The organism is Sinorhizobium sp. M4_45 (assembly GCF_002885915.1).
Lineage (GTDB): Bacteria > Pseudomonadota > Alphaproteobacteria > Rhizobiales > Rhizobiaceae > Sinorhizobium > Sinorhizobium meliloti_A.
In genome coordinates, this window is sequence record NZ_NWVE01000001.1 from 810,957 (window position 1) to 837,422 (window position 26,466).

The following is a 26,466-nucleotide window of genomic DNA, read 5'->3' on the forward strand; positions in this document are numbered from 1 at the left end:
TGGCGGCGAGTGCTGCCAAGCTGGCCACCGGAGTCCGGCCTGCGGCCCGAGGCGCGTTCAGCGCTTTAGATGGCGGGTCAGGCGGGCTTCCAGCCAGCCCCAGATGTTGCGCAGCAATTCCACCATCAGCAGATAGAGGATCGCGGCCCAGATATACATTTGGTAGTCGAAGGTCCGGGAAAAGGCGCGACGAGTCTCACCCATGAGGTCGAAGACCGTGACGATCGCCACGATTGCCGAGCCCTTGATCATCAGGATGATTTCGTTGCCGTAGGGGCGCAGCGCAACGATCATCGCCTGAGGCAGAATGACCTTGAAGAAGGCTACGCGCTCCGGCAGGCCGAGCGCGGCCGCCCCCTCGCGCTGGCCGCGCGGCACGCTTTCGATGGCGCCGCGCAGGATTTCCGCCTGATAGGCGGCGGTGTTCAGCGTGAAGGTGAACAGCGCACAGTTCCAGGCATCGCGGAAGAACCACCACAGTCCCGCGGATTCGAGCTGCGGACGGAAGCTGCCGAGCCCGTAATAGATGAGGAAGAGCTGGGTGATGAGCGGCGTCCCGCGGAAGAAGTAGACATAGGCGTAGGCAAGCCAGCCCCATAATCTGTTCTTCGACATGCGCCCGAGCGCCACGGGCAGCGAAACGACAGCGCCCATGAGGATGGAGGAGGTGACGAGTGTCAGTGTCACCCCAAGACCGGAAAGGAAGCTCGGCCCATAGCGAGAGAATTTCTCGGGGTCCCAGCCGTTGACGACCGTCAGGAAAATTCCGACACCGAGCGCCAGCCAGATGCCGAGCGCCACGCTGCCGAAAAAGCGCGAGAAAGTGTAGGGCTTCGGCGGCGCCGGCGGGGGCGCCTGCGGCGGGATCATGGTTTCGGCAATGCTCATCGGCGTGCCTCCGCGCGCTTGGTGGAGCGCTCGAGCGCCGAGAATACGACCGAGGAGATCATTGCCAGGACGAGGAACAGAACGCAGGCGATGCCGAAGAATTCGAAAGCGTGCTTGGTCACCCGGGCCGCAACGCCGGTCTGGCGCAGGATATCCGGCAGCCCGATGACCGAGACGAGGGCGGTGTCCTTGAGCAGCGCCATCCAGAGATTGCCGAGCCCGGGCAGCGCGATGCGGATGAGCTGAGGCAGAATGATGAGGCGCATCGTCTTGCCCCGGTGCAGGCCGAGCGCGTCACCGGCCTCGTACTGCCCGTGGGGAATCGCCTTGAAGGCAGAAAGCAGCACTTCGGAACAATAGGCCGAAAAGACCACGCCCAGAGCGATCATCCCCGCAACGAAGGCGCTGATCTCGACGGCGCCCGTATAACCGATCGTCGCCAGGAACTGCTGGGCGAGGATCTGCAGGCCGTAATATACGATGAAGAGCGTAAGGAGCTCCGGCAGGCCTCGGAAAATCGTCGTATAGATGTTGCCGGCCAGCCGCAGGGATTTTTCCTCGGATTGCTTGGCGAGCGCAACGAAGAAGCCGATGATCAATCCCACTGGAAGGGTCGCGATCGCCAGGCTGGCGGTGACGAGGAATCCATAGGCGATTTCATCGCCCCAGCCTGCGTCGCCGCACGCGAGAAGGGTATCCGATCCGAACCACCGAAATACCCCGAGAGGACCGCATAGCGGATCGATGATCGCGCCGATCCAGGAGAGACCGGAGGAAAGGGCGGCAAACAGTCCGCTCATGCCAATAGTTCCCGTTGCGTATTCTGGCGTCTACCGCGTTTTTGTTCTTCAGCCGCGCCGCGCGCTAGACGCTTATTTTCGTGATTCCTTGTCAAACAAAAACGGCGGAAGGGCAAGCCCGTCCGCCGTTGCATTTTCTTCATCAACCGAGATTATCCCGGCATAAAGCCTCAAGATGTGCAGGATTCGCCGAGATTAGCTGCCGTAGACGTCGAAGGGGAAGTACTTCTCGTTGATTTCCTTGTACTTGCCGTTCGCGCGGATGGCGTCGATCGCCTTGTTGAACTTCTCCCGCAGAGCGTTGTCGCCCTTGCGGAGCGCGATACCTGCGCCTTCGCCATTGATGACCGGATCGATCGGCAGGGTACCAAGCAGCTTGCAGCAGGCGCCATCGTCCGTCTTGAGCCATTCCGAAAGCACCACGACGTCGTCGATGGCCGCGTCGATGCGGCCGTTGGCGAGGTCGAGCTTGTATTCATCCGCGGTCGGGTAAAGCTTCAGTTCCGAATCTTTCATATGCGCTTCCGCATAGTTGGAGTGCGTGGTCGAACTCTGTGCGCCCAGCATTTTGCCGGAGAGGGCTGCTGCCGTCGCCTCGGTGATCGGCGAATCTTTCGGCACCGCGATGGCCGGAGGCGTGTTGTAGTACTTGTTGGTGAAGTCGACCTTTTCCTTGCGTTCCTCGGTGATCGACATGGACGCGATGAACGCGTCGAATTTCTTGGCGATCAGCGCCGGAATGGCGCCGTCCCATTCCTGGGTCACGAAGGTGCAATCGGCCTTCATCTCTTCGCAAAGCGCCTTGGCGATATCGATGTCGAAGCCGGTCAGCGTGCCGTCGGACTCGAGATTGTTGAAGGGCGGGTAGGCGCCTTCGGTACCGATCACGATCTTCTCGCCCTCCGCCATGGCAGCGCCGGCCATAAGCACGAAAACGGCAGCCGATACGGTGGCTGCCAGACGTCTGGAAATACGCATGATGTCCTCTCTGTTGGCTCGGCATCCGGTTCTTCTTGTTTCGCGGATGCCAATTGGCGCCGGAGCTTCAAGCCGCCGGTTGCGGCGATATTCGTACGGATTTCCTGCAAAAATCAACTGGAAAGCTTTGCTTCCCACTGTTCGACGCGAATCATGTCCTTCGATTGCCGCAGAAGTTGCGCGAGAAGATGAACGGGCCGTTCAGGAGCGGTTAATGTCGCCTTCGATAGGCCTTGCAGCGGAACCGATCCGCAGTTGCGGCGTTGCGGCTACGGCATTTCGGCCGAGGCAAAAATGGCCGGGACCGCGGATCATGGCCCTGTGACGAGGGCGCCATGGTGGGCGAGGCGATTGGAGTCGCGTTTGCACACCAGCGTCAGGACCTCCGAACAAGAGGAAGAAAAAAATGTCGATACGATCCAGACTTTTCGCAACAGTGGCCTTGCCCGTTCTTTCGGCGTCCCTGATGATCCAGCCGGCCTTCGCTGACAGCCTGACTGCTCCGTTCGAAGTCGCTCAGGAAGGAGAGGGCCAACAGTCGCCCGAGGATCTGCTGTTGCTGAAGCGCAAGCAGCGTCAGGCCGAGGAGGAATCGCAGGGGCAGGCGGAGGAGCAGCCGCAGGCCGAGGAGCAGCAGAAACCGCGCAGGAAGCGCCAGCAGCAGGCCGAAGAACAGCCGGCAGCCGAAGAGAGCGCTCCGCAGCAGGCCGAAGAAGAGGCTCCCCGCCGCAAGAAGCGCCAGCAGCAGGCGGAAGAGCAGCCCGCAGCCGAAGAGAGCGCTCCGCAGCAGGCCGAAGAAGAGGCTCCCCGGCGCAAGAAACGCCAGCAGCAGGCGGAAGAGCAGCCCGCAGCCGAAGAGAGCGCTCCGCAGCAGGCCGAAGAAGAGGCTCCCCGGCGCAAGAAGCGCCAGCAGCAGGCGGAAGAACAGCCTGCAGCCGAAGAGAGCGCTCCGCAGCAGGCCGAAGAAGAGGCCCCCAAGCGCAAGAAGCGCCAGCAGCAGGCCGAAGAGCAGAAGCCTGCGGCCGAGGAGGGTGCCCCCCAGCAGGCCGAAGAAGAGGCCCCTGCGGGCGAGAAGCGCCAGCAGCAGGCGGAAGAGCAGCAGCCCGCAGCCGAGGAGGGCGCGCCGCAGCAGGCCGAGGAACAGGAGCCTACGCGTAAGAGACGCCAGCAACAGGCCGAGGAGCAGCGGCAGACGGAAGAACAGAAGGCCGCCGAGCAGCCGACCGCCGAACCTGAGAGCGGCACCACCGCCGAACAGCCCGCGACGGAGGCGCCGGCCGAGCAGACTGGCGAGAGCGAGCAGCAGTCGATTCCCGGCGCCGAACAACCCGCAACCGCTGAACAGCAGGGTGAGCAGCCCGCCGGCCAGCCGGCTCCCGAAGTCGTCGATGAGCGCTCGACGGAAGAAAAGCAGAAAATCGCGGAGGACCCCGCAGCCTCCGACGAGACCGTCGTCCTGCCTGTCGAGAAAGGCGCGGCTGTCCTCGACAGCGACAAGGATGCCGACATTTCCGGCGGCAACCAGGCGCGAGAAACCCGGCGGAAGCAGCGCGAGGAATTGCGTGCGACTCAAGAGAGCGTAGAACCGCCGGCCGACGATGCAGCGGCCCAGGCTGCGATCCCGGCCGAAGCCAGGGAAGAAATTCCTCAAAAGATCGAGGCTGCGCTCAGCGAAGAGGGCGAGCGGGTTGAGGAGGCGCCGACCTTTGCGGTGCCGCAGACGACCAACATCATCAACAGCACGGTCATAAACAACACAACGGTCAACAACACGACCGTCAACAACACCACCGAGAACAACGTCACGGAGGTGAGGGTCGTCGAAGAAAACGAGGACCGTGTCATCCTCGGGGTCGGCGATCGCATCTTCGTGCGCGGCGACGACCGGCCGCGCCTGCGCAGGAATTCGGAAGAGAGCTATTATGAAAATCTCTCGCGAGGTCGCGTCCGTGAAACGATCGTCCGCCCGGGCGGCTATCGGATCGTCACCATCTACAACGAGTACGGAGACATCCTGACGCGCACGCGCGTCGATCGTGACGGCGAGGAATACGTCATGATGTACGCGCCGGAATACGAAGAAGACCGACCCGCCATCATAGACGTGGGTTATGACCTGCCACCGATGCGTCTGACGATACCGGTGGACGAATATATCGTCGATGTCGCCGAGGATCCGGACCGGGATTACTACGAGTTCCTGTCCGAACCCCCGGTCGAGTCGGTCGAACGCGTCTACACCATCGATGAGGTGCGTCACTCCGCACGCCTGCGCGACAAGGTTCGCCGAATCGATCTCGACACCATCACCTTCGCGACGGGAAGCGCCGAGGTATCGATGTCGCAGGCGAAAACCATGCGCAATGTCGCGGAGGCAATGAACAAGATCCTGGAGAAGGATCCGGGTGAAACCTTCTTCATCGAGGGTCACACGGATGCCGTTGGCGCCGACCAGTCCAACCTCGTACTTTCCGACGAGCGTGCCGAGTCCGTCGCAGTGCTCCTGACCGAGGTCTACGGCATCCCGGCCGAAAACCTCGTCACCCAGGGCTATGGCGAGCGGTTCCTCAAAATCCGCACGAACGGGCCGGAGCAGGAGAACCGCCGCGTCACCATTCGCCGCGTGACGCCGCTGGTGCGTCCTGTAGCGCAGCGGTAGGTCAACGAGGCGTGCGAACTGACATCGGTCGGGGCCGGGAAACCGGCCCCGATTATTTGTGGGTTCTGCAAGCCGCCTGTGCGCTTGGATTGATGCCGTCCGCTCGACCTCAGTCACGCAGTCCGATGACCTTCTCGACGAAATCTGCGATCGCCTGCGTGTCGTCCAGGTCGAATACGGGGAGGCCGGCGTCCGCGACCGGATGATCGGCAGCGATGGCCATGATATGCGGATCGTTGGGTGCGAGCGGTTCGCGATTGGCCGATTCCTGGCGGCGCGCCTCGATTTTCGGGACAGGCTCGCGCTTGTACCCTTCGATCAGTACCAGGTCGCAAGGGGCAAGCCGGGACAAGATCTCTTCGAATGTGGGCTCCGGCGCCCCACGCAATTCATGCATGATCGCGAAGCGCGTCGACGAAACGATAGTTACCTCGTGCGCGCCGGCCTCGCGATGGCGGTAGCTGTCCGCGCCGACTTTGTCGATGTCGAAGTCGTGATGCGCGTGCTTGATCGTGGAGACCATGTAGCCGCGGCGGGTCATTTCACTGACAAGGCGGACCATCAGGCCGGTCTTCCCGGAATTCTTCCAGCCGGCGATGCCGAAAATCTTCGGTGGGCGCAAGGGGTCGTTCATGGTTCGTGATCCTCGATATAGGGCAACCAGGCCTCAGCCCGCTGAAGCTCTTCGGGCGTGTTGATGTTGACTGCCGGAGGGAAGGTGGCATGGGAGGGGCCGCCTGGCATCGAGAACGTCCTCGGCTATTCAAGGGGGCCGCCGAGTGCGCGCTGCGCGACCGCCCGCCGGCCGCGCTTGCTCTCGCGGTAGAACGTATAAAGGCCGGAACCGATGATGATGGCGACGCCCGCCAGCATCCAGCGGTCCGGCGTCTCTGCGAAGAAGACGACTCCGAGGGTGATCGACCAGAGAAGACTCATATAGCGAAATGGCGCAATCACGGAGATCTCGCCTTCGCGCATCGCGAGTACGATCGTCTGGTAACCGAGCATCAGAAGCACACTGGCGCCGGCGATATGGCTGAGCGACGTCGTAGACATCGGTTGCCAGCCGCCGAGCGGGACGATGAGGGCCGCACCGACCAGCGTCGTCACGAGTGAGGTCGTCACCGTGATGTACAGCGACGGCACGTCGGTGCCGATGCGGCGGGTGCAGAGGTCTCGTGTCGCAGTGAAAAAGACGCAGGCGACGACGGTGAGGGCCGCCGCGGTGAAGCCCTCGGGACCGGGGCGCAACACGATGAGGACGCCGGCGAAGCCGACGACGATCGCCGCCCACCGCCGCCAGCCGACGGGCTCGCCGAGGAACAGCGCGGCGCCGAGCGTGACCGCCAGCGGAAGTGCCTGCATGATCGCCGAAGCGTTGGCGAGCGGGATCTGGCCAAGCGCGGAGATATAGGTCACCGATGCAAGCGCCTCCATGGCGATGCGCAGCAGGATGGCCGGCCTGAAGATCGTCCGAACCGGCCGGAAGGCGCCGAACCGGTATGCGACTACGACCACCATCAGCGTCGTCAGCAACCCGCGGATGAACATGATCTGGCCGGTATTCATGGCGCCGGTGACCGATTTTACCAGCGCATCGTTGCAGGCGAACCCGATCATCGCGAGGCACATGAAGACGATGCCGCGGAAATTGGCTGACGAGCGCATTCTCATTCCTGATAGCTGTGGCCGAACGGCGCGAGCCTCCCCGGCGTGGCGAATCCCTACTGCATGTTCCCTTAAATCCTATCCGATTAAAGGACAAAAACATCCGGAAGATCAAAGATCTGAGCGCTTCAAAACCGATGAGGTATGAGATGTCGCGCATCGCCCGCGGCGCTCGTGCCGAGCAAGGCATTGCCGCTTGTCCCTTCGCCCCGCTTGCGGGGAGAAGGTGCCGGCAGGCGGATGAGGGGCAAAACTGTTATCCCCCGGTGACGCTCATGTGCCGGGCGACGGCGGGGCGGTTCTGTTCGCGGTCGATGATGAAGTCGTGGCCCTTCGGCTTGCGGCCGATCGCCTCGTCGATGACCTGCCCGAGATAGGCGTCGTCGTCGGTGGCGCGCAGTGCGGCGCGCAGATCGGCAGCGTCGTTCTGGCCGAGGCACATATAGAGCGTGCCGGTGCAGGTCAGCCGGACGCGATTGCAGCTTTCGCAAAAATTGTGCGTGAGCGGCGTAATCAGGCCGAGACGCCCGCCGGTCTCCGCGACCTCGACATAGCGGGCCGGGCCGCCGGTGCGGTAGGGAATGTCATGGAGCGTGAAGTCGGCCTCGAGCCGCCTGCGCATCTCCGAGAGCGGCAGGTAATGGTCGGTCCTGTCCTCGTCCACTTCGCCCATCGGCATGGTCTCGATCAGCGTCAGATCCATGCCGCGGCCATGCGCCCAGCGCATCAGGTCCGGTATCTCGGCATCGTTGAAGTCCTTGAGGGCAACCGCGTTGATCTTCACCTTCAATCCGGCTGCCAACGCCGCGTCGATGCCTTCGTGCACCCTTGCCAATTCGCCCCAGCGGGTGATCTGGCGGAACTTGTCGGGATCGAGCGTGTCGAGCGAGACATTGATCCTCCGCACGCCGCAATCGACGAGTTCGGCGGCGAATTTCGAAAGCTGCGAGCCGTTGGTGGTGAGTGTCAGTTCGTCCAGCCGTCCCGCTTCGATCTCTTTGCCGAGTTCGCGAATGAGGAACATGATGTTCTTGCGCACCAGCGGCTCCCCGCCGGTGAGCCTCAGCTTGCGTACGCCCTTGGCAATGAAGGCGGAACAGAGCCGCTGGAGTTCTTCCAGCGTCAACAGGTCCTTCTTCGGCAGGAACGTCATGTGCTCCGCCATGCAATAGGTGCAGCGGAAGTCGCAGCGATCGGTGACAGAGACGCGGAGATAGGTGACCGCGCGGCCAAATGGATCGACCATCGGGGCAGTCGTGGTGTCGAGCGGTCTGGCGTCGGTCTGGTCTATAGCGGCCGTGTTCAAGTCTTTTCTCCCTGCGCTTTCAATGTCGGGGTCAAAAAGGGTCGCGTCAAGGCGCATCCTGTCGCAAACTGTTTCAAATATCTGGAAAGCCTTCTGCGGGCGATTTCCGGCCGTTCAATTCTGCTTTACTTGAACGGGGACGAACACGGAGCAATGACGATGAGCGAATTCTGGCCGACCGAACTGCGGATATCCAGGGACCGCCACCGCCTGTCCGTCACCTTCGACGACGGCGTGGCCTTCGACCTATCCGCGGAACTCCTGCGGGTCCTCTCGCCCTCGGCAGAGGTGCAAGGGCACGGGCCGAGCCAGCGGGTGACGGTTCCGGGCAAGCGCAACGTCCAGATCATCACGGTCCAGCCGACGGGAAATTACGCGGTGCGAATCGGTTTCGACGATTCGCATGACACCGGCATCTATACCTGGACCTATCTGCGGGAGCTCGGCGAGAAAGGCGAAGAGCTGTTCAAGGCCTATGAGCAGGAGCTCGCCGACAAGGGTATGTCGCGCGACAAGGCCGAAAAGCCGCGCTGACGTCTCGCAGCCTTGGGGACCGCCGACCCGGGAAGCCTCGGTCAGCCTCCCGCCGCCAATTCATCTTCCCTGAGCAGGGTGGCGATGATCCGCTCCATCGACTCGGCGACCTTGACGCAGTCCTCGATCGGCTCCCCGCCGTGCGAACTCTCGATGAGCGCCGTCTGAATTTCCATTGCTTCCTCGGTCAAGGTCCTTCCGGCTGAGGTCAGCGACAGACGCAATACGCGTTTGTCTCTTGCGTCGCCTCGCCTTTCGATGAGGCCGCGCTTTTCGAGCTGCGGCAGCAGCATGCTCATGTTCGAGCGGCCGACGAGCAGCTTGCGTGCAAGCTCCTGCTGGGTGATGCCGTCGAAGCGGTAGAGATTGACCAGGATGTCCAGGTGCGGCGGCTTCACATCCAGATGGCTCAGCCGCCGCGTCAATGTCTGCTGCATCAGCTGACAGGCGCGGGCAACGGCGATCCAACTTCGAAAACGAGGATGATCCCAGGGAAAGTGGTGGCTTTCGATCTGTGCTTGCTTTTTGTTCATCGTTGTACAATTATGTTCATGGTTGAACATTAGAAAGCTCCACTATGCCATCCTTTGCGATCAAGGTCATCCGTCTATCGCTGAAGGCCGTTTCGGCGTTTTCGGACGACAAGGCAGGCAAGTCCGCATTCTGGATCTTCTGCCGCACTCCGAGCCGGAAGCCAAAAAGCGGCAAGGAGGCGGCGCTGCTCAAAGCGGCAGTGCCGATCATGCAACGGTCGCGGAAGGTCACGTTGTCCTTTGCGGGCGGCTGGGCTGCCGCTCGCCATTTCGAATGCCGCAACGGTGGTCGTGGGCCGCGGGTACTGGTCGCGCACGGCTGGGGATCTCGCAGCGACTATCTGGCAACGCTGATCGACGGCCTGCTCTCCTCGGGCGCGGAGGTGGTGGCGCTCGACTTGCCGGGTCACGGAGCGTCGCCCGGGCGGACACTGACCATGCCGCAAGCGGTGAGGGCGATCGATGCGGCGTGGCGCCATTTCGACGGATTCGATGTCGGTATAGGCCATTCCTTCGGCGGCGCGAGCCTCGCCTGCGCGGCCGGGGCAGTGCTCTGCGACGTACCGGCGCGCGTTCCGGGGAAACTGGTCCTGATCGGTGCGCCAAGCGAAATGACATGGCTCTTCAGGGGCTTCGGCCGGATGTTGGGGCTCGCGCCGAAAGCGCAGGCAGCTTTCGAGGGCATGGTGGAGCGGCTCTCCGGCCGTCGCATCGAGGGTTTCGATGCTACCCGCATCCTGGCGGCACTCCGCAGGCCGGTTCTGGTCATCCATGCCGAGGACGACAAGGAGGTCCCCGCCGATCACGCGCGCCGCTACGGCGCGGTCGGGCCAAATGTGGAATTGCACTGGGCGAACGGTCTCGGGCATCGCCGCATCGTTTCCGCCGCTCCGGTCATCGAGAAGATCAACGAATTTCTCTGGGAGCGCAGGAAAGAGGCTCCCATGTCAAAAATCGCCTGATGGCGTCATCAGGTCGTCATGCTATTCCTCGAAACGAGCGCGCAGAGTTCGCGATTTCGGCGTGCCATAGCACCGTTGCAGGAGGGGTGAGATGACGATTATCGGAACGGTCGAGGAGTTGCAGGCGCTCTATGGCGGAGCGAGCGAGGCATCGATCGTCAAAGTAACGGCAGCGCTGACGGCCGAGTACCGGGAAATGATCGAAGCGTCGCCCTTCGCAGCGCTCGCCACCGTCGGTCCTGAGGGACTCGACTGTTCGCCGCGGGGCGACGATCGAAGCGTCGTCCGCGTCGCGGACGACAAGACCGTGCTGATGCCCGACTGGCGGGGTAACAACCGGGTGGACTCGCTTGCCAATATCGTGCGCGATCCGAGAGTGGCGCTGCTCTTCCTCGTGCCCGGATCGAACACGACCATCCGCATCAACGGCACCGCCGTCGTCAGCGTCGACCCGGCTTTGACCGGTTCCTTCGAGATCGATGGGAAGCACCCGCGCAGCGTCGTCGTGGTAACGATCGGCGAGGTCTATTTCCAATGCGCCCGGGCTCTGATCCGTTCACAGCTCTGGAATGCGGAGCGCTTCGCCGATGCGGCCTCGCTACCGACGCCGGGCGCGCTGCTGAAGGCTGCCAAGGCCGATTTCGACAAGGAAAGCTATGACCGGGAGTGGCCCGGCCGCGCCGCGAAGACCATGTGGTAGGCGGCCGCGGCGGCAACATGTCGAGCCGCGGCCGCATGAAGTGCGATCAGGCCGGACCGATCATGGTCTCGGGGCGGACGACGGCGTCGAACTCCTCGTCCGTGACGTAGCCGCCGCCTACGGCCTCTTCGCGAAGCGTGGTGCCGTTCTTGTGTGCGGTCTTGGCGATCTTGGCCGCGTTGTCGTAGCCGATCTTCGGCGCAAGCGCAGTCACCAACATCAGCGAACGGTCGAGCGCCGCCTTGATGTTGTCCTCCCGCGCCTCGATCCCGACGACGCAATTATCGGTGAAGGAGATAGCCGCATCGGCGAGCAGCTGCACCGACTGCAGGAAGTTGTAGGCCATCAGCGGATTGTAGACGTTGAGCTCGAAATGGCCCTGGCTGCCGGCAAAGGTCAGCGCCGCATGATTGCCGAAGACCTGGACGCAGACCTGGGTAAGCGCCTCGCACTGAGTCGGATTGACCTTGCCCGGCATGATGGACGAGCCCGGCTCGTTTTCCGGCAGCGAAAGCTCGCCGAGGCCGGAGCGGGGGCCGGAGCCGAGGAAGCGGATGTCGTTGGCGATCTTGAAAAGCGCGGCGGCGGTGGCGTTGATCGCGCCGTGGCTGAAGACCATCGAGTCGTGTGCGGCCAGTGCTTCGAACTTGTTCGGCGCGGAAGTGAAGCCGATGCCGGTGATGCCGGCGATTTCCTCGGCGACCTTCTCGGCAAACCCGACGGGCGCGTTGAGCCCGGTGCCGACGGCGGTCCCGCCCTGGGCGAGCTCGCAAAGGCCGGGGAGCGTCATCTCGATCCGTTTGATCGAGGAGGCGACCTGCGCAGAATAGCCGGAAAACTCCTGTCCCAGAGTCAGGGGCGTTGCGTCCTGCGTGTGGGTGCGTCCGATCTTGATGATGTGATCGAAAGCCTTCACCTTCTCTTCGAGCGCCTTGTGCAAGTGCTTGAGCGCCGGCAGCAGATCGTGGATCACGCGCTCCGCGCAGGCGATGTGCATGGCGGTGGGATAGGTGTCGTTCGACGACTGGCTCATATTGACGTGATCGTTCGGGTGAACCGGCTCCTTCGAGCCCATGACGCCGCCGAGCAGCTCGATCGCACGGTTGGAAACGACCTCGTTCGCATTCATGTTCGACTGGGTTCCGGAGCCCGTCTGCCACACGACGAGAGGGAAGTGCTCGTCAAGCTTGCCGTCGATCACCTCCTGCGCGGCCCTGACGATCGCGTCGCCGATCGTTGGGTCGAGGCGGCCGAGCGCTATGTTGGCGCGGGCAGCCGCCTGCTTGACGATGCCGAGTGCACGCACGATTGCCAGAGGCTGTTTTTCCCAGCCGATTTTGAAATTGCCCAGCGATCGCTGGGCCTGTGCGCCCCAATAGCGGTCGCTCGCCACTTCGATGGGGCCGAACGTATCTGTTTCCGTGCGGGTCGATGTCATCGCGATACCTGCTTTCGTCATGCGGTTCATGAAGCCGAGGCGGGGAACCGGGTCCAAAGCCGATCTTCCTCCCCGCTGCCGGGCATTTCTCTGCCTCGGCCATGACGCCTTGTAAAGGGGCCGCGGGAGCATGGAACCCCTACAATCGTTTGAATTGCCGCCGAGCGGCAAGCCACGATCAGGCTTTGCTCACAAGGGTTTCCGGGCGGCACGATGTGTCCTTTCCGTCACATCCGCAATCTTCCGTTGCGCATCTTGCCTGTGTCGCAGGGAACATCGGCATGGCGCTCCGGCGTTCAAAGTGGATGCAAATCAGATTTTTAGGCGAAGGGTCATGGCTGAAAACGGGACGCGGCGATACGCGGGGAGCGGATTCGGGAGGCTTCGTTTCCTTTTCATTCACCATCCTTTTCTATAACTCTCGGAGCACGAGGGCGTGGCGAGAATCTGGCGGCGACTGCATTCGGCGGCGACGCAATACGGGGACGTTTGTATCTATGAGAACTATCAAGTCGGCAGCGATTGTCGCGCTCATGAGCGGCTGTGCGGTTGCAACCATGGATGTGCAGCCGGCGTCTGCAATCACCTTCATGGACTTCATCCGCGGAGGCAAGAAGCGCGATGCGCAGGAGCAGGTGCAGCCTCGCCAGCAGGTTCCGGGCGTGGACATGTTCGCGCCGCAGCGGCTTGATCAGAAGGCGGCGAAGCCTCCGCGCATCACCGGCCCGCGCTATTATACCTATAAGGCGGACCCGCTACGCCGGATCGCGACGGATCGTATGGTCGATCCTGTCGTTACCGGTTCGGTGCTGAACGGAGCCCTGCCGCCGATGCTGCGCTCGCCGCTATCCGATGCGCGCCAGTTTCTTCCGGAAATCGATGTGCGCGCGCCTGGCGAGGTGGCAAAAGCTGTCGAGAATTTCTACGGCACGAGGACGGAATTCCTGTGGATCGAGGGGACGGGCGTCAACGGCCGTGCCAAGGCGGCGCTGGCCGTCCTGTCCGACGCTGCGAAGGTCGGTCTCGACCCGCTCGACTACGCCGTCGTCATTCCTCCGGAAGATTTCGACCGCGGCGACATGATCGCCCGCGAGAAGGATTTGGTGCGCTTCGAAATCGCGATGTCCGCGGCCGTGCTCACCTATGTTCAGGACACCGTGCGCGGCCGTATCGATCCGAACAGGATTTCCGGCTATCACGACTTCAAGCGGAAAAACGTCGATCTTCTTGGCTTTCTGGAGAAGGTCGAGACAAGCAGTGATGTCGCGGCGCTTGTCGAAAGTCAAAATCCGAAAAGCGCACAGTTTGCGGCCTTGAGGCAGGAACTCGAGCGGCTTCGGACGCAGGTCGCAGCTGTGCCCCGGGTGGAGATCGCACCGGGGACGTTGCTGAAGCCCGGCGAAAGCAATCCGGAACTCGCGAATGTCATCGCCGGAATCAAGTTGAAAGCCTCGGAAGCGTTGAAGACGGAGCATGCGGTCGTGCTCGCGGCCTATGACGGGACGCCGGACTACACGCCCGAGCTGGTGCCGGTCGTCGAGGCCTTCCAGAAGGAACACGGTCTGAAGGCGGATGGCATTGTCGGGCAGGCGTCGATACGCGCGCTCACCGGCGGCGATACGACCGAAGGGAAGATAGACAAGGTCGAAATCGCGATGGAGCAGGCGCGCTGGTTGCCGGATGGGCTTGGCGACCGCTATGTCTTCATCAACCAGCCGGCCTTCACCGCGTCCTACACGGAACAGGGCACCGAGCAGTTCTCCATGCGCGTTGTCGTCGGTTCCAAGGCCAACCAGACATATTTCTTCCAGGACGAAATCCAGACGGTCGAAGTAAATCCCTATTGGGGCGTGCCGCAGTCGATCATCGTGAATGAGATGCTGCCGAAGCTTAGAAACGATCCGGGCTATCTGGATCGGATGGGTTATCAGGTGGAAGTCGGCGGCCGCGTTGTTCCTTCCACCGCGGTGAACTGGTACGGTTCGACGAACTCGGTCGCCGTGCGTCAGCCGCCGAGCAGCGACAATGCGCTTGGCGAACTGAAGATCCTCTTCCCCAATGCGCATGCGATCTACATGCACGACACGCCGTCGAAGAGCTTCTTCAAGCGTGATCAGCGGGCGCTCAGCCATGGCTGCGTGCGTCTCGCCGATCCCCGGCGCATGGCGGCGGCGGTTCTGGGCGTGAGTGTCGAAGAGGTCGGCAAGGAAATATCAGGCGGCCGCAACAAGGCGCTGCCGGTCTCCGCCAAAGTCCCGGTCTATGTTTCCTATTTTACCGCCTGGCCGAACAAGGACGGAACCGTCGAGTATTTCCACGACGTCTACGATCGCGACATGTATATGAATCGCGCATTCGAGGCGACGCGCAAGGCGCGGAGTTTGGAAGGATGAGGAGAGTGGGCCGCGTTAGACGAGCGGCCCCTTTCACTTCGGCTTGCGGGAGAGCACGGTCTCGACCAGATTCGGTGTCAATTCGTCGAAGTGGCCGATGATCTGATCGGGCAGCAGGCTTTCTATCGGCACGTCTGAATAGCCGAAGGGCACGACGATCGACGGAACGGAGGCATTTCGGGCGACGAGAACGTCGTTGAGACTGTCGCCGACCATGACCGCCCGTTCGGCCACCCCACCGGCATTCGAGACCGTCGACAGCAGGTGGTCGGCATGCGGTTTGCGCACGGTGAAGGTATCGCCGCCGGATATCGCCGCAAAGCGGCCAAGTAGCCCCAACCCCTCCAAAAGACGCTTTGCCAGCATTTCCGGCTTGTTGGTGCAGACGGCGAGTTTCAGCCCCGCATCCTGCAGGCGGTCGAGCGCTTCGACCAGCCCCGGATAGGGCAGGGATTCACCCGGCATTGATCCGTGATAAAAATCGACGAACTCTTTCATCTGCCAGGACAGTTCTTCTTCGGCAATCGTTCTGCCGCGAAGCGCGAAAGTCCGCTCGATCATGGCCCGTGCGCCGTGGCCGACCAGATGCGTGAGGTCCGCATAGGTCACCGGCTCGATACCGGCTTGCGTCACCGCATGGTTCAAGCTGGCGACGAGATCGGGCGCTGTGTCGACGAGCGTACCGTCGAGATCGAAGACGACTAGGGGCAGGGACACCGGCAACCTCGTTCTGCAAAACCTTGTCCGACCGGGTAGGCGAAGTCGGCGTGGAATGCAATGGCGACCTAGGTCGTAGCGCTGCCGGAATCCGGTTCAGGCCGTGCATTTTGACTTTTGTTTGCCGCGGCGGGCGTGTAAGTGTCTCAGCGGAATTGGACGGTGGCGGCCGAGGGCGACGCCCCCGCCTGACGTGGATCGAGAGGGAGCGAGTGGCGCATGGACGCCCGCCAAATGAAGATCAAGGCCGCCGAAGCGGCGCTTGAACATGTCGAAAACGGCATGCGGCTTGGAATAGGCACAGGCTCGACGGCTGAAGAATTCGTCCGATTGCTGGCCGAGAAAGTGGCATCCGGCTTTCAGATCTCCGGCGTCCCGACGTCCGAGCGGACGGCGCGCCTCTGCCTCGAGCTCGGTGTGCCTCTGAAGTCGCTCGACGAACTGCCGGAACTGGACCTGACGATCGACGGGGCCGACGAGGTCGACGGAAAGCTACGCCTCATCAAGGGCGGCGGTGGCGCGTTGCTGCGCGAGAAGATCGTCGCGAGCGCCTCGGCGCGGATGATCGTCATCGCCGACGAATCGAAGGTCGTGGACGTGCTCGGCGCTTTCAAACTGCCGATCGAGATCAATTCTTTCGGCCAGGTCGCCACGAGGCTCGCGATCGAAAAGACCGCTTCGCGTCTGGGTCTTGCAGGAGATATCGTCGTGCGATCCTCCGGCGACGGAGCCTTCACGACCGATGGCGGACACCTCATTCTCGATGCATCTTTTGGCCGTATTCCTGATGCAGATGCGCTCGCGGTGGAGCTGAACGCCATCCCGGGCGTCGTCGAGCACGGGCTTTTCATAGAAATGGCGTCGATGGCGATCATTGCCGGTCCTGAGGGAGCGCGCACGCTTACGGCCTCTTGAACGGCTCCGGCCGAGCGGCGCGGGGCGTATCGAGAGACAGACTTTTGCACAGGTCAGCCAGGCGGCGGCTATCGGCCGGGCGGCACGTGCCAACACAGGAGCATGGAAAAATATGAACAAATTCGCAGGTCTTGCCCGCACTTTCGCTACTGCTGCGATCCTCGTTTCGGTTGCGGTTCCGGCGGTACGGGCGCAGGACGTGACGGAAGATCAGATCAAGGCTGCGCGTGCGACGATCGCCGCGCTCGGCGTGACCAACAGCTTCGACAACATTCTGCCGAACCTCGCCGAACGCCTGAAGAACACGCTCATTCAGGCATCGCCGAACCATCAGGAACTGATCACCGCGACCGTGGACGAGAAGGCGCTCAGCCTCGCCGGGCGGCGTTCGGATCTGGAGCGCGAAGCTGCGACCATCTACGCGAAGACCTTCACCGTCGAAGAGCTGAACGCCATCGCCGACTTCTACAACTCGACCGCGGGCAAGAAGCTTCTGAATGACGGCCCGATCGCCTCGCGTGAGATGCTGAAGGCTGCCGACATCTGGGCTGCCGGCGTTTCGCGCGACCTGACCAGCGAAGCGACGAAGTCGCTCGACGAGAAGATCGGCAATGCGCCGGCAGCAAATGCCGGCGCCACGGCGCCTGCGCAATAACGACCGGTCGAACCGGCGGTCTGGCCGCCACCAGACGGCACGAGTTTAACCGCAAGACAGGAGCCCGGAGCGATCCGGGCTTTTCTTTTTTTGCGCCGCAATACTATATCAGGGGCGAAAGGCGACTCCGTGTGCGCTTTCCAGCCCGACGTCTCCCGGCCGACGGCCTATTCGACATTTCACTTCCTGCAGGAGTTCCCATGAGCGCTTTCGACTATGACCTCTTCGTGATCGGGGGCGGTTCGGGCGGAGTGAGAAGCGGGCGGCTGGCTGCGGCGCTCGGCAAGAAGGTGGCGATCGCCGAGGAGTTCCGTTACGGCGGGACGTGCGTCATCCGCGGCTGTGTACCGAAGAAGCTCTATGTCTATGCCTCGCAGTTTGCGGAACATTTCGAAGATGCCGCGGGCTTCGGCTGGGTCGTCGGCGAGAGCCGTTTCGATTGGGCCAAGCTCGTTGCCGCGAAGGAACAGGAGATCGCCCGGCTGGAGGGTCTTTACCGTAAGGGCCTGGCAAATGCCGGGGCCGAGATCCTGGATACGCGCGCCGAGCTCGCCGGTCCGAACACGGTGAAGCTGCTTGCTAGCGGCAAGACCGTCACGGCGGAGCGCATCGTTATCGCGGTCGGGGGGCATCCGAGTCCGCATGACGCGCTGCCGGGCCATGAACTGTGCATCACCTCCAACGAAGCCTTCGATCTTCCGGCGCTGCCGGAATCGATCCTCATTGCCGGCGGCGGCTACATCGCCGTGGAATTCGCCAATATCTTCCACGGGCTGGGCGTGAAAACGACGCTGATCTACCGCGGGAAGGAAATTCTGTCCCGCTTCGATCAGGACATGCGGCGTGGTCTGCACGCAGCCATGGAGGAGAAGGGAATCCGCATCCTTTGCGAGGACATCATCCAGTCGGTGTCGGCGGATGCGGACGGACGGCGTGTGGCAACGACGATGAAACATGGTGAGATCGTCGCCGACCAGGTGATGCTGGCGCTCGGTCGTGTGCCGAACACGAAGGGTCTCGGGCTTGAGGCGGCCGGCGTCAGGACCAACGAGCTCGGTGCAATCATCGTCGACGCCTTTTCGCGCACGAGCACGCCGGGGATCTACGCACTCGGCGATGTGACCGATCGCGTGCAGCTGACCCCGGTGGCGATCCACGAGGCCATGTGCTTCATCGAGACGGAATACAAGAACAATCCGACCTCGCCGGACCACGACCTGATCGCGACCGCCGTCTTCTCGCAACCCGAGATCGGCACGGTAGGGATCACGGAAGAGGAAGCGGCCCGGAAATTCCAAGAGATCGAGGTCTATCGCGCCGAGTTCCGGCCGATGAAAGCGACGCTCTCCGGCCGTAAGGAGAAGACGATCATGAAGCTCGTCGTCAATGCCTCTGACCGCAAGGTCGTCGGGGCGCATATTCTCGGCCATGATGCCGGCGAGATGGCGCAGTTGTTGGGAATTTCGCTGAAGGCCGGCTGCACGAAGGACGATTTCGACCGGACGATGGCGGTTCACCCGACGGCGGCGGAAGAGCTCGTCACGATGTATCAGCCGAGCTATCGCGTGAGGAACGGGGAGAGGGTCGGCTGAGCCTCGCCCGCCGTCATCGTGACAGTCCACGTTTTCTGGTAGGATGGCTTTCCAAGCCCCCTGTTAACGTTTATAAGCCCGCATCCGCGAAAGTAGTCCGCCCGGGCGTTGTGGCAGATCGCAGGTATCGGCGGGGCTGCCGACGCGGACGCATGCAAATCCGGATGCCGGGCGGCGTGACGGCCGCAGGGCGCGACGCGGGCCGATCCGCGTCAGACAACAGGTGATGGAAATGGCACAGACTTGGACTCCGAACAGCTGGCGGCAAAAACCCATTCAGCAGGTGCCGGACTATCCGGACCTCGCAGCGCTCGATAGCGTGGAGGCGCGTCTTGCCAAGTATCCGCCGCTTGTCTTCGCGGGAGAGGCGCGCCGTCTCAAGAGCGCGCTTGCCAATGTTGCCGAGGGCCGCGGCTTCCTGTTGCAAGGGGGCGACTGCGCCGAGAGCTTCGCCGAGCATGGCGCCGATACGATCCGCGATTTCTTCCGCGCCTTCCTGCAGATGGCCGTCGTCCTGACCTTCGGTGCGCAGCAGCCGGTCGTCAAGGTGGGCCGCATTGCCGGCCAGTTCGCCAAGCCGCGCTCGTCGGGCATCGAGAAACAGGGTGATGTGACGCTGCCGAGCTACCGCGGCGACATCATCAACGGCATAGAGTTCACGGAGGAGGCACGCGTGCCCAATCCGGAGCGGCAGGTCATGGCCTATCGCCAGTCCGCGGCCACGCTGAACCTGCTGCGCGCCTTCGCCATGGGCGGTTACGCCAATCTCGAGAACGTCCATCAGTGGATGCTCGGTTTCGTCAAGGACAGCCCTCAGGCAGAGCGTTACCGCAAGCTCGCCGACCGGATATCCGAGACGATGGATTTCATGAAGGCGATCGGTATCACCGCTGAAAACCATCCGAGCCTGCGTGAAACGGATTTCTTCACCAGCCACGAAGCTCTGCTGCTCGGTTACGAGCAGGCGCTCACGCGCGTCGATTCGACCTCGGGCGACTGGTACGCGACGTCCGGCCACATGATCTGGATCGGCGATCGTACGCGCCAGCCCGATCACGCGCATATCGAATATTGCCGCGGCATCAAGAATCCGCTTGGCCTGAAGTGCGGCCCGTCGCTGACGGCGGACGGCCTTCTCGAATTGATCGACGTCCTCAATCCCGCCAACGAGGCGGGACGTCTCACGCTGATCTGCCGCTTCGGCCACGACAAGGTCGCCGAGCATCTGCCGCGCCTCATCCGAGCCGTCGAGCGGGAGGGCAAGAAGGTGGTGTGGTCCTGCGATCCGATGCATGGCAACACGATCACGCTCAACAATTACAAGACCCGGCCGTTCGAGCGGATTCTGTCCGAAGTCGAGAGCTTCTTCCAGATTCACCGCGCCGAAGGCTCGCATCCGGGCGGCATCCATATCGAGATGACCGGCAACGACGTCACGGAGTGCACCGGCGGCGCACGCGCGCTTTCCGGCGACGACCTTGCCGACCGCTACCACACCCATTGCGATCCGCGCCTCAATGCCGATCAGGCACTTGAGCTGGCCTTCCTGCTCGCCGAGCGGATGAAGGGCGGCCGCGACGAGAAGAAGATGGTCGTCAACGGCTGATCCGATAAAGCCATCGGTTCAATATTTCTGAACCTGTGGCGCATTCTCTGAATTTGACTTTGGCCGGGCCAGCTTGAAAGCTTGCCCGGCTTTTATGTGTTGAAGTGCACAGGTTCGAAGGGGGCAGACGATGGAAATAAACGAGGGCGGTTGCCTTTGCGGCGCTGTGCGTTTCAAGACGCGCGGAAAGCTTCGCGAACTGATCTTCTGCCATTGCTCTCAATGCCGAAAGCAAACCGGGCTCTACTATGCGGCCACAAATGTGCTCGACAGTGAAATGGAAGTGGAAGGCGTCGAGAACGTGACCTGGTACCGTTCCAGCGATGAGGCGCGACGCGGTTTCTGCCGGCATTGCGGATCGGCCCTGTTCTGGAAGGCGGATGGATTGGACTACACGTCCATTCTCGCCGGAACGTTCGAGGGTGCGGTGGCGCTCGAGCCCGGCTATCACATCTTTTGCGCGGACAAGGGGAGCTATTACGATATCAGCGACGACCTGCCGCGCTTTCCAGAATCGCGGCCGTAGCGGCATAAGGCGTGCAGCGAATGCTGGGCAGTCAAGCAGCCCAATCGGAGGCTTGATCATAGGCGCTGGCCAAAGCCTCGATCTTTACCGCCTGCCAGGAGACATATTCCTCGATCAGCCGTGCGCTCAGCCAGAACCGTCCGCGTCGTCCATCCTCGGATTTTCCAAGGAACCCGGCTGCGTCGGCCCTGGCGAATATCCGGCGGACATGGGTATTCGATATCAGGTAGTGCTCGGCAAGTTTCGCCAGGCTGACATCGACCCATACCTTGCCGTCCATCGGCGCGAATTCGGAGACGCGCGTCATGAGATCGTCGAGGATCACGCCGCCCGATTCGGACCAGACAAAGATGGCGACACCCTTCGGCGGCGTCGTCCATCTGTTGTCGGAGAGGAGGCGCCGTGCCGCCAGCGGCTGGGCGCGTTCGAAAATCGATTTGTCCGCTTCGACGCGTGAGACTCTGGTTCCGCCGTCGAGGAGATCGATCGTGCTCATCTGACTCTTGAACCAGAGTCGCATCGCGGTCTCGCTGACCTCGGTCGGCTCGAGAGGGCGCGCTCTCTTGGTACGTCCGCCCGATGCCGGCTGAAGCAGCTTGTAAGCGACCAGTTCCGCCAGGAATGCGGCGGCCGTATTGCGGCTGGCGCCCCCGGTATCCCGCATGAATTTGAGCAACCGCGCGGCAGTGATGCCTGATTCCGGGTTGTTGGCATCCCGTTCCAGGTGCAGGGAATAGGCCGCTTGGGTCAGCATCCACTTCTGGTGTGACGCCACCAGACGCGCAACGCGCGGGAAGAGGTCGTTGACGGCGATCAGCGTTCGCGCGCCTGCCTGCAATATTTGCGGGAAATTTGGATTTTGCACCAGGTCGCTAACCGTCAAGCCGGTTGGTACCTGCTGCTCAGAGCTGCCCTTCTCCGCGACCCGCTGCATCTGCTGCGCGCGCCCCCCACTCCTGCGCTGGGGGCACTCAATGGTCCCTTCGCCCCACATTTACCATTCACGCGTAATGATCAATGCGCAAGGCCTGCGTTTTGTTTCACACGAAATTGAAATCTGCACGTGTGCGAGCGCTTTACTGAACAAGAACGGGCCGTTGGCATGTAACGCCGGTGACGCGCACGTCGGCCTCGCCGACGCGCACGCCGACCAGGAGCAGTAGATTGTAGAGCAATTGATCGACGGGTGCGGTCACGGCGCCGAGTGTTTGCGCCAGGGCCTGCTGCAATAAAGTCGGACTTCCGATCGAGAGGAGACCGCCCACATTGATCTGGGCGTCGAGATTGCCGAGCAGGGTCTTGGTCGTCGAAGAGAGGATATCCCTGGTCGAGACGCTCTTGATCGTCCGCGAGGCAACCTCGGTGGGGCTGAATGTCAGGCGAGAGGGTTGCAGGTTCTTGGACTCGACATGGGCGATGCCGTCGATCTTGATCAGACCGTCGAGGAGCCGCGCCCGGGTCACCCGGGCATCGGACGAAAAGCTCGACAGGACGGTGGGATCGACATCGCCGAGGGCGATCTCCGCCACGCCGGGAACCGCATCTATGATCACCGCCGCATTCTCCGGCCTTCCGCCGTAGCAACGGATATCCGCGAGCTTTGCTTCCGCATGGGCGAGTTCGACATAGATCGGCAGCCGAATGCGGGTTCCGGCGAGAGCCGCGAGACCGTCGATGACGACTTCGACAGCGAGGCGCGTCTGTGCCGTTCTTACTGCCGCGCCTGGTGAACCCAGGCGATGGCTCGGCGTTTCCACCGGCGGTTCGCCGATCGCGAGCCTGACCTTTACCGAGGCAATACCTGGCAGACCCGCAACGGCGTCGAGAGCGATCTGATGTTCGCCGTTGGCAATCACCGCAGCGGCAGAGACGACTTGCAACGCACTGACTTTCATCGCCCAGTCCGAGCCCGCATCTATGCCGAGGCTCTTTTTCGGGTCGATGTTGAGGATCTGCGCCAAAGTGAATGTCTGCCTGTTCCCGGCTGTTGCGAGTTCGACGGACTTGAGCGCCGAAGTCACCGTTCCGGAGAGCCCCTGCACGAGCCGCAGCGATCCGAGCAGTTGCGGCATCGTCAGCTCCGTCGTCAGCACGTCTTCATAGGAAGCGGCCGTGAGACTGAGGCGGGTGGCGATGATCTTGAGGAATGGCTGGATATCGATGTCGGCGTCGATCAATGCCTCGTAATCCATGACCTTCAGCGCCACGTTGGTGCCGAGCATCTGGCCGAGGATCGCGTTCAAGAGGCCCCCATTGAGGCTGGCAAGGCGGGAGCCGACGGAGAAGGCAGCGATTTTCGAACTCGCCGCGGTGCCGATCACGCTCAAATCTGGCGACTCGCTGAACAGCGCCGCGAGATAGATGTCGCCCTTCTTCTCAAGCGTAACCTGGACGGCGTCGGCGGGCAGGGCCCCCCTGATGAACCGTTGGCCGGCATCGATCGTCGGGTCGGGGACATAGCGCCCGCGCACGACCGTAGCCACCCCCTTTGCGGCGGTTTCGACGTCGTTCGGCAGGAGTTTGCCGTCCACAGTCATCAGCCCCGAGGGAGTCGAGACGGCGAAGCCGAGACCGTTGCTCCGGAAGTGGGCGAGCACGGCCTCTTCCGCTGAACTTACATTGGCCGCGGCCGCGATCGAGGCGAGGTCCGCGACAGACTGCAGCTCGCGCCGCTGAAGGGTGAGATAGCCGTAATCGATGCCGAGCCCCATCGACGCGACCACCAGCGGCATGACGAGGGCCGCCGAGACGCCAATATTGCCGGTGCGGGACTTCAGGTATCGCCGAACGGCGGATGTCGCTCCATGCATCTCAGATGCCTCCCACACGTATCGTCGCGTAACGCTCGATCTGCTCACCCGGCAGGGCAAAGGTGAAGAGCTTCCAGATGGGGAGGTCGCTTGCGTCATAGGAGATGGTGACGGTGAACTGGTTGGTATTGTTGGCGTCATCGCGGACGGTGACGTTCATGCGGGAGGAGTCGATGAAGGTCTGGCTCATCGTCGTGCGCCGGATGTAATCGGTCGCAAGGCGCTCCCGCTCTTCTTCGGAAAGGCCCGCAATCGCCGTCCGTGCCGCATCCGCGGCTATCTGCTGGATGGAATGTGCGGCGCTCAGATAGATCCCGTAGGCTATCAGCGTCAGCACGCACATGAAGAAAAGCGGCGCAATGACTGCGAATTCAATGGCGGCAGCACCCTTCCGACTGGCGAGCAGGCGGTTGAAAACGGACATGCGGCATCTCCAAAGTATTATGAGTATTTGTTTCCCATTGTCTCTGCAGCTTCAGGCTGCGCCACAATCGTTAATTATTCTATACGTCTACAAGTATTTGTTTTTGCTTGTGGAAAACTGCAATTTAGGAAATATTTATTCGCGTTTTAATTGAAATCGGTGGAGTCTGCCACATTTCCCTGAGGGGACGCGGTTCGCCCGGAATCAAGAAGCGTTTCACTGCTTGTCGAAAGCAGTGAAACGCTTGTTGATTCCGGGAGGGGATTGGCCGTCCGGGCCGGGTCCGTTCACATACCAGCGCTATAAAGCTCGGCGTGAGACTTGAAGAAGCGCTCGGTGCTGTAGCGCTTGCCGAACATCATGTCGTGCTGCAGGAAGCGGTAGTCACGCAGCGATGCGGGCACCTTCGGCTGGCGCAGCCAGTCGGCGACGTCCTTGCCGTTCTTGCGGATCAGCATGTAACGGTCGAGGACACGGTAGTGGTCGTAGACCTTGCCGAGGAACCCCGTGTAGTAGGGATGCTCGTAGCCCGCCTGTTTCAGGATCTGGTAGGAAAGGAAGGCCGGGCTGATCGTGCCGATGTTCTTCTTCGGCCCCGTCTTGTTCGACCAGACGACGAGCGGCGTCTCATGCTCGGCCTTCATCTGATCCTTCGGTCCCTTGCGCTCGGCCGTGATGCCCTTCATGTAACCGGTGCTGGAATAGACGGTGTTCAGCGGCGGAAGGTGGTCGCCGAAGAGAACGATGATCGTCTCCCGGTCGCGCTCTTTCGCCCAGTCCATCAGCATCTTGAGGCTGTCGTCGGCTTCCTTGACGCCTTGCGCATAGGTGGCGAGCACCTGGCGGTCGGCTTCGGGAAGATCGCCCTCGACCTTGATCGTGTTCTTCGCATAGCGGTTGGCCTCATATGGACCATGGCCCTGCAGGGTCACCGCGAAAAAGAAGAAAGGGTCCTCCACCTCGTCCGCCTGGCGGATGATTTCCTTCGTCAAAGACTCGTCCGACGCAAAGATGCCGCGCTTCTGCATGGCCGGCATGTTCTCTTCCGACCGGAACATGTCGAAACCGAAGGCCTTGTAGACGGCTGTGCGGTTCCAGAACCATCCCTGGAAAGGGTGAATGGCGCGCGAAACATAGCCTTCGCCGCGGAAGAAGGTGGCGAGTGAGGGAATCGGATTGCGGATATATTGCTGGTAGGGGATGCTGCCATAGGGCAGGAACGCGTTGGAAAAACCGGTCAGCGCTTCGAATTCGACATTGGCGGTCATGCCGCCGAACTCCGGAGAAAAGACGTTGCCGCCCTGCAGTTCACGGATCGTCGGCATGGGATCGGGCGTGAGCTTCACCTTGGGCAGGCGCGTAGGATCCCAAAAGGACTCGCTCATCAGCACGATCACATCCGGTTTGCCGCGATGGGTCGTGCCGGCGGGAAGCGACTTTACCGGAATCCGGTCGATCGCGTCCGCCATATAGCCGGCCGGCGCGCTTACGTTGGCCATCGGGAGGTTGATGGCAAAGGCAAGCGCGAAGCCGTTGTGGCGGTAGTTCTCGGTCTGGTCCCACATGATGGGGATGACACGAAGCCGGTCACGGATCCACGAGAACTGGTTGTAGTCCATGATGTTCCAGAATGCGACCAGCAGCGGCAGGGCGAATGCGATCCGCATCAGCCGCTCCCGACGTGTCAGCTTGGGAAAGTTCCGCCAGGCGTACCGCAGCAGGAGCGTGCCAACGACGATGGCCGCGATCAAGCCGGCGACGACGCCGACTGCTGTCCACGGCCTGTCCTTCACGAGTACCGGCATCAGCTCCATGATCTGCCGGCCGAAAAGGAAATCGGTCGGATAGAGCGGATCGGACAGGAAGACCTGCTTCTGCTGACTGATGAATGCCGGCACAACGGCGAGCGGCGCGACGAGCAGCGCCGCCTTGTGTTCGCGGCCGAACAGGGCATCGACGCCGAGCATGGCGAGGAAGAACACGGCGACCGTGGTCCAGGCCGGGCGCATGGGATCGGTGAAATAGGCGACGGTGTCGGGCAAGGACCAGCGCACGATCAATTCGACGGTGAAGACGAGCGCCGTCGCAATGAGAAGCGTGAAGAGCGCACTGCGGGCGCCCGACAGGGTTCTCGTATATCTTGCGGAAGAGCCTTGCCCGTCGGCGTAGACTTGAGAGCTGCTCACGGCGGAATCGATACGGGCCAACGGGCGTCTCCAATTTCACAAATATTTCACTCTACCGTCATACGACTGTCATCTTGAACAGGGGATGAATGGCGGAAACGGCGCCGCCGCCGCCAGGTTCCTGTGGCGGCTAAAGAATTTCTGCGCTGCGCTTAACTGTCCGAAAACACGAAGCT

Annotated in this window: 23 protein-coding genes and 1 pseudogene; 10 read left to right on the forward strand and 14 right to left on the reverse strand. The window is 62.0% G+C overall.

The window, feature by feature from the left end; genetic code table 11:
- Positions 1–57 precede the first annotated feature (57 nt).
- From CN933_RS04110 to CN933_RS04120, 3 genes are all read right to left on the reverse strand, one after another.
- Entirely contained in the window at positions 58–888 is an 831-nt protein-coding gene (locus tag CN933_RS04110; RefSeq protein WP_018095163.1) for an ABC transporter permease, read from the reverse strand.
- Positions 885–1,688, reverse strand: coding sequence for an ABC transporter permease (locus CN933_RS04115; RefSeq protein WP_018095162.1), 804 nt, complete (start codon positions 1,686–1,688; stop codon positions 885–887). The genes CN933_RS04110 and CN933_RS04115 overlap by 4 nt, the downstream gene beginning before the upstream one ends.
- Positions 1,689–1,883: 195 nt before the next feature.
- Positions 1,884–2,666, reverse strand: a complete 783-nt coding sequence (locus CN933_RS04120; protein ID WP_026168617.1) for an ABC transporter substrate-binding protein — start codon at positions 2,664–2,666, stop codon at positions 1,884–1,886.
- 406 nt (positions 2,667–3,072) lie between these two features.
- Here CN933_RS04120 and CN933_RS04125 point away from each other — a divergent pair, with 406 nt between their 5' ends.
- Positions 3,073–5,325 (forward strand): OmpA family protein, encoded by a 2,253-nt coding sequence (locus CN933_RS04125; RefSeq protein ID WP_018095160.1) that lies wholly within the window; start codon positions 3,073–3,075, stop codon positions 5,323–5,325.
- A 109-nt stretch (positions 5,326–5,434) separates the two neighbouring features.
- Here the strand turns inward: CN933_RS04125 and mobB are convergent, their stop codons facing one another.
- The 4 genes and pseudogenes from mobB to moaA form a co-directional block, all read right to left on the reverse strand.
- A complete protein-coding gene (mobB, locus tag CN933_RS04130; RefSeq protein WP_018095159.1) occupies positions 5,435–5,959 on the reverse strand; it encodes a molybdopterin-guanine dinucleotide biosynthesis protein B in 525 nt (174 codons plus the stop codon).
- A pseudogene (locus CN933_RS32505) lies at positions 5,956–6,036 on the reverse strand (molybdenum cofactor guanylyltransferase MobA); the annotation flags it as partial. The gene mobB and the pseudogene CN933_RS32505, both read right to left, overlap by 4 nt.
- A gap of 48 nt (positions 6,037–6,084) precedes the next feature.
- Entirely contained in the window at positions 6,085–6,993 is a 909-nt protein-coding gene (locus CN933_RS04135) for a DMT family transporter (RefSeq protein WP_018095157.1), read from the reverse strand.
- A 256-nt stretch (positions 6,994–7,249) separates the two neighbouring features.
- On the reverse strand, positions 7,250–8,299 hold the full coding sequence (gene moaA, locus CN933_RS04140) for a GTP 3',8-cyclase MoaA (RefSeq protein ID WP_018095156.1): 1,050 nt from the start codon (positions 8,297–8,299) through the stop codon (positions 7,250–7,252).
- Positions 8,300–8,458: 159 nt separating this feature from the next.
- On the opposite strand from moaA, the gene CN933_RS04145 reads away from it, so the two are divergent.
- Positions 8,459–8,833 carry a gamma-butyrobetaine hydroxylase family protein gene (locus CN933_RS04145; RefSeq protein WP_026168616.1) on the forward strand — a complete coding sequence of 125 codons (375 nt, stop codon included), beginning with the start codon at positions 8,459–8,461 and terminating at the stop codon, positions 8,831–8,833.
- A 41-nt stretch (positions 8,834–8,874) separates the two neighbouring features.
- Here the strand turns inward: CN933_RS04145 and CN933_RS04150 are convergent, their stop codons facing one another.
- A complete protein-coding gene (locus tag CN933_RS04150; protein ID WP_018095154.1) occupies positions 8,875–9,366 on the reverse strand; it encodes a MarR family winged helix-turn-helix transcriptional regulator in 492 nt (163 codons plus the stop codon).
- A 44-nt stretch (positions 9,367–9,410) separates the two neighbouring features.
- Between CN933_RS04150 and CN933_RS04155 the strand changes: the two genes are divergently transcribed.
- The gene (locus tag CN933_RS04155) at positions 9,411–10,328 is read left to right on the forward strand and encodes an alpha/beta fold hydrolase (protein WP_018095153.1); all 918 of its coding nucleotides are present in this window, start codon (positions 9,411–9,413) and stop codon (positions 10,326–10,328) included.
- A gap of 91 nt (positions 10,329–10,419) precedes the next feature.
- A complete protein-coding gene (locus CN933_RS04160) occupies positions 10,420–11,028 on the forward strand; it encodes a pyridoxamine 5'-phosphate oxidase family protein (RefSeq protein WP_018095152.1) in 609 nt (202 codons plus the stop codon).
- Between the two features lie 46 nt (positions 11,029–11,074).
- On the opposite strand, the gene fumC is transcribed toward CN933_RS04160, so the two are convergent.
- Positions 11,075–12,466, reverse strand: coding sequence for a class II fumarate hydratase (fumC, locus tag CN933_RS04165; protein WP_026168615.1), 1,392 nt, complete (start codon positions 12,464–12,466; stop codon positions 11,075–11,077).
- A gap of 497 nt (positions 12,467–12,963) precedes the next feature.
- On the opposite strand from fumC, the gene CN933_RS04170 reads away from it, so the two are divergent.
- Positions 12,964–14,859: a L,D-transpeptidase family protein gene (locus CN933_RS04170; RefSeq protein ID WP_018095151.1), complete on the forward strand. Its 1,896-nt coding sequence runs from the start codon at positions 12,964–12,966 to the stop codon at positions 14,857–14,859.
- Positions 14,860–14,892: 33 nt separating this feature from the next.
- Here the strand turns inward: CN933_RS04170 and CN933_RS04175 are convergent, their stop codons facing one another.
- On the reverse strand, positions 14,893–15,576 hold the full coding sequence (locus CN933_RS04175) for an HAD family hydrolase (RefSeq protein WP_026168614.1): 684 nt from the start codon (positions 15,574–15,576) through the stop codon (positions 14,893–14,895).
- Positions 15,577–15,795: 219 nt separating this feature from the next.
- Here CN933_RS04175 and rpiA point away from each other — a divergent pair, with 219 nt between their 5' ends.
- From rpiA to CN933_RS04200, 5 genes are all read left to right on the forward strand, one after another.
- Positions 15,796–16,491, forward strand: a complete 696-nt coding sequence (gene rpiA / locus CN933_RS04180) for a ribose-5-phosphate isomerase RpiA (protein ID WP_018095149.1) — start codon at positions 15,796–15,798, stop codon at positions 16,489–16,491.
- Positions 16,492–16,603: 112 nt separating this feature from the next.
- The gene (locus CN933_RS04185; RefSeq protein WP_018095148.1) at positions 16,604–17,146 is read left to right on the forward strand and encodes a DUF2059 domain-containing protein; all 543 of its coding nucleotides are present in this window, start codon (positions 16,604–16,606) and stop codon (positions 17,144–17,146) included.
- A gap of 200 nt (positions 17,147–17,346) precedes the next feature.
- Positions 17,347–18,738 (forward strand): glutathione-disulfide reductase, encoded by a 1,392-nt coding sequence (gene gor / locus CN933_RS04190; RefSeq protein ID WP_018095147.1) that lies wholly within the window; start codon positions 17,347–17,349, stop codon positions 18,736–18,738.
- A gap of 232 nt (positions 18,739–18,970) precedes the next feature.
- Complete coding sequence (locus CN933_RS04195) at positions 18,971–20,344, forward strand: class II 3-deoxy-7-phosphoheptulonate synthase (protein WP_026168613.1); 1,374 nt, start codon at positions 18,971–18,973, stop codon at positions 20,342–20,344.
- Positions 20,345–20,474: 130 nt separating this feature from the next.
- On the forward strand, positions 20,475–20,870 hold the full coding sequence (locus tag CN933_RS04200; protein WP_018095145.1) for a GFA family protein: 396 nt from the start codon (positions 20,475–20,477) through the stop codon (positions 20,868–20,870).
- A 31-nt stretch (positions 20,871–20,901) separates the two neighbouring features.
- On the opposite strand, the gene CN933_RS04205 is transcribed toward CN933_RS04200, so the two are convergent.
- The 4 genes from CN933_RS04205 to CN933_RS04220 form a co-directional block, all read right to left on the reverse strand.
- Positions 20,902–21,804, reverse strand: coding sequence for a hypothetical protein (locus tag CN933_RS04205; protein ID WP_026168612.1), 903 nt, complete (start codon positions 21,802–21,804; stop codon positions 20,902–20,904).
- A 142-nt stretch (positions 21,805–21,946) separates the two neighbouring features.
- On the reverse strand, positions 21,947–23,680 hold the full coding sequence (locus CN933_RS04210) for a TadG family pilus assembly protein (RefSeq protein WP_018095144.1): 1,734 nt from the start codon (positions 23,678–23,680) through the stop codon (positions 21,947–21,949).
- A 1-nt stretch (position 23,681) separates the two neighbouring features.
- Positions 23,682–24,104, reverse strand: coding sequence for a TadE family protein (locus CN933_RS04215; protein ID WP_018095143.1), 423 nt, complete (start codon positions 24,102–24,104; stop codon positions 23,682–23,684).
- A 287-nt stretch (positions 24,105–24,391) separates the two neighbouring features.
- On the reverse strand, positions 24,392–26,311 hold the full coding sequence (locus tag CN933_RS04220; protein WP_018095142.1) for an LTA synthase family protein: 1,920 nt from the start codon (positions 26,309–26,311) through the stop codon (positions 24,392–24,394).
- Positions 26,312–26,466: the final 155 nt, after the last annotated feature.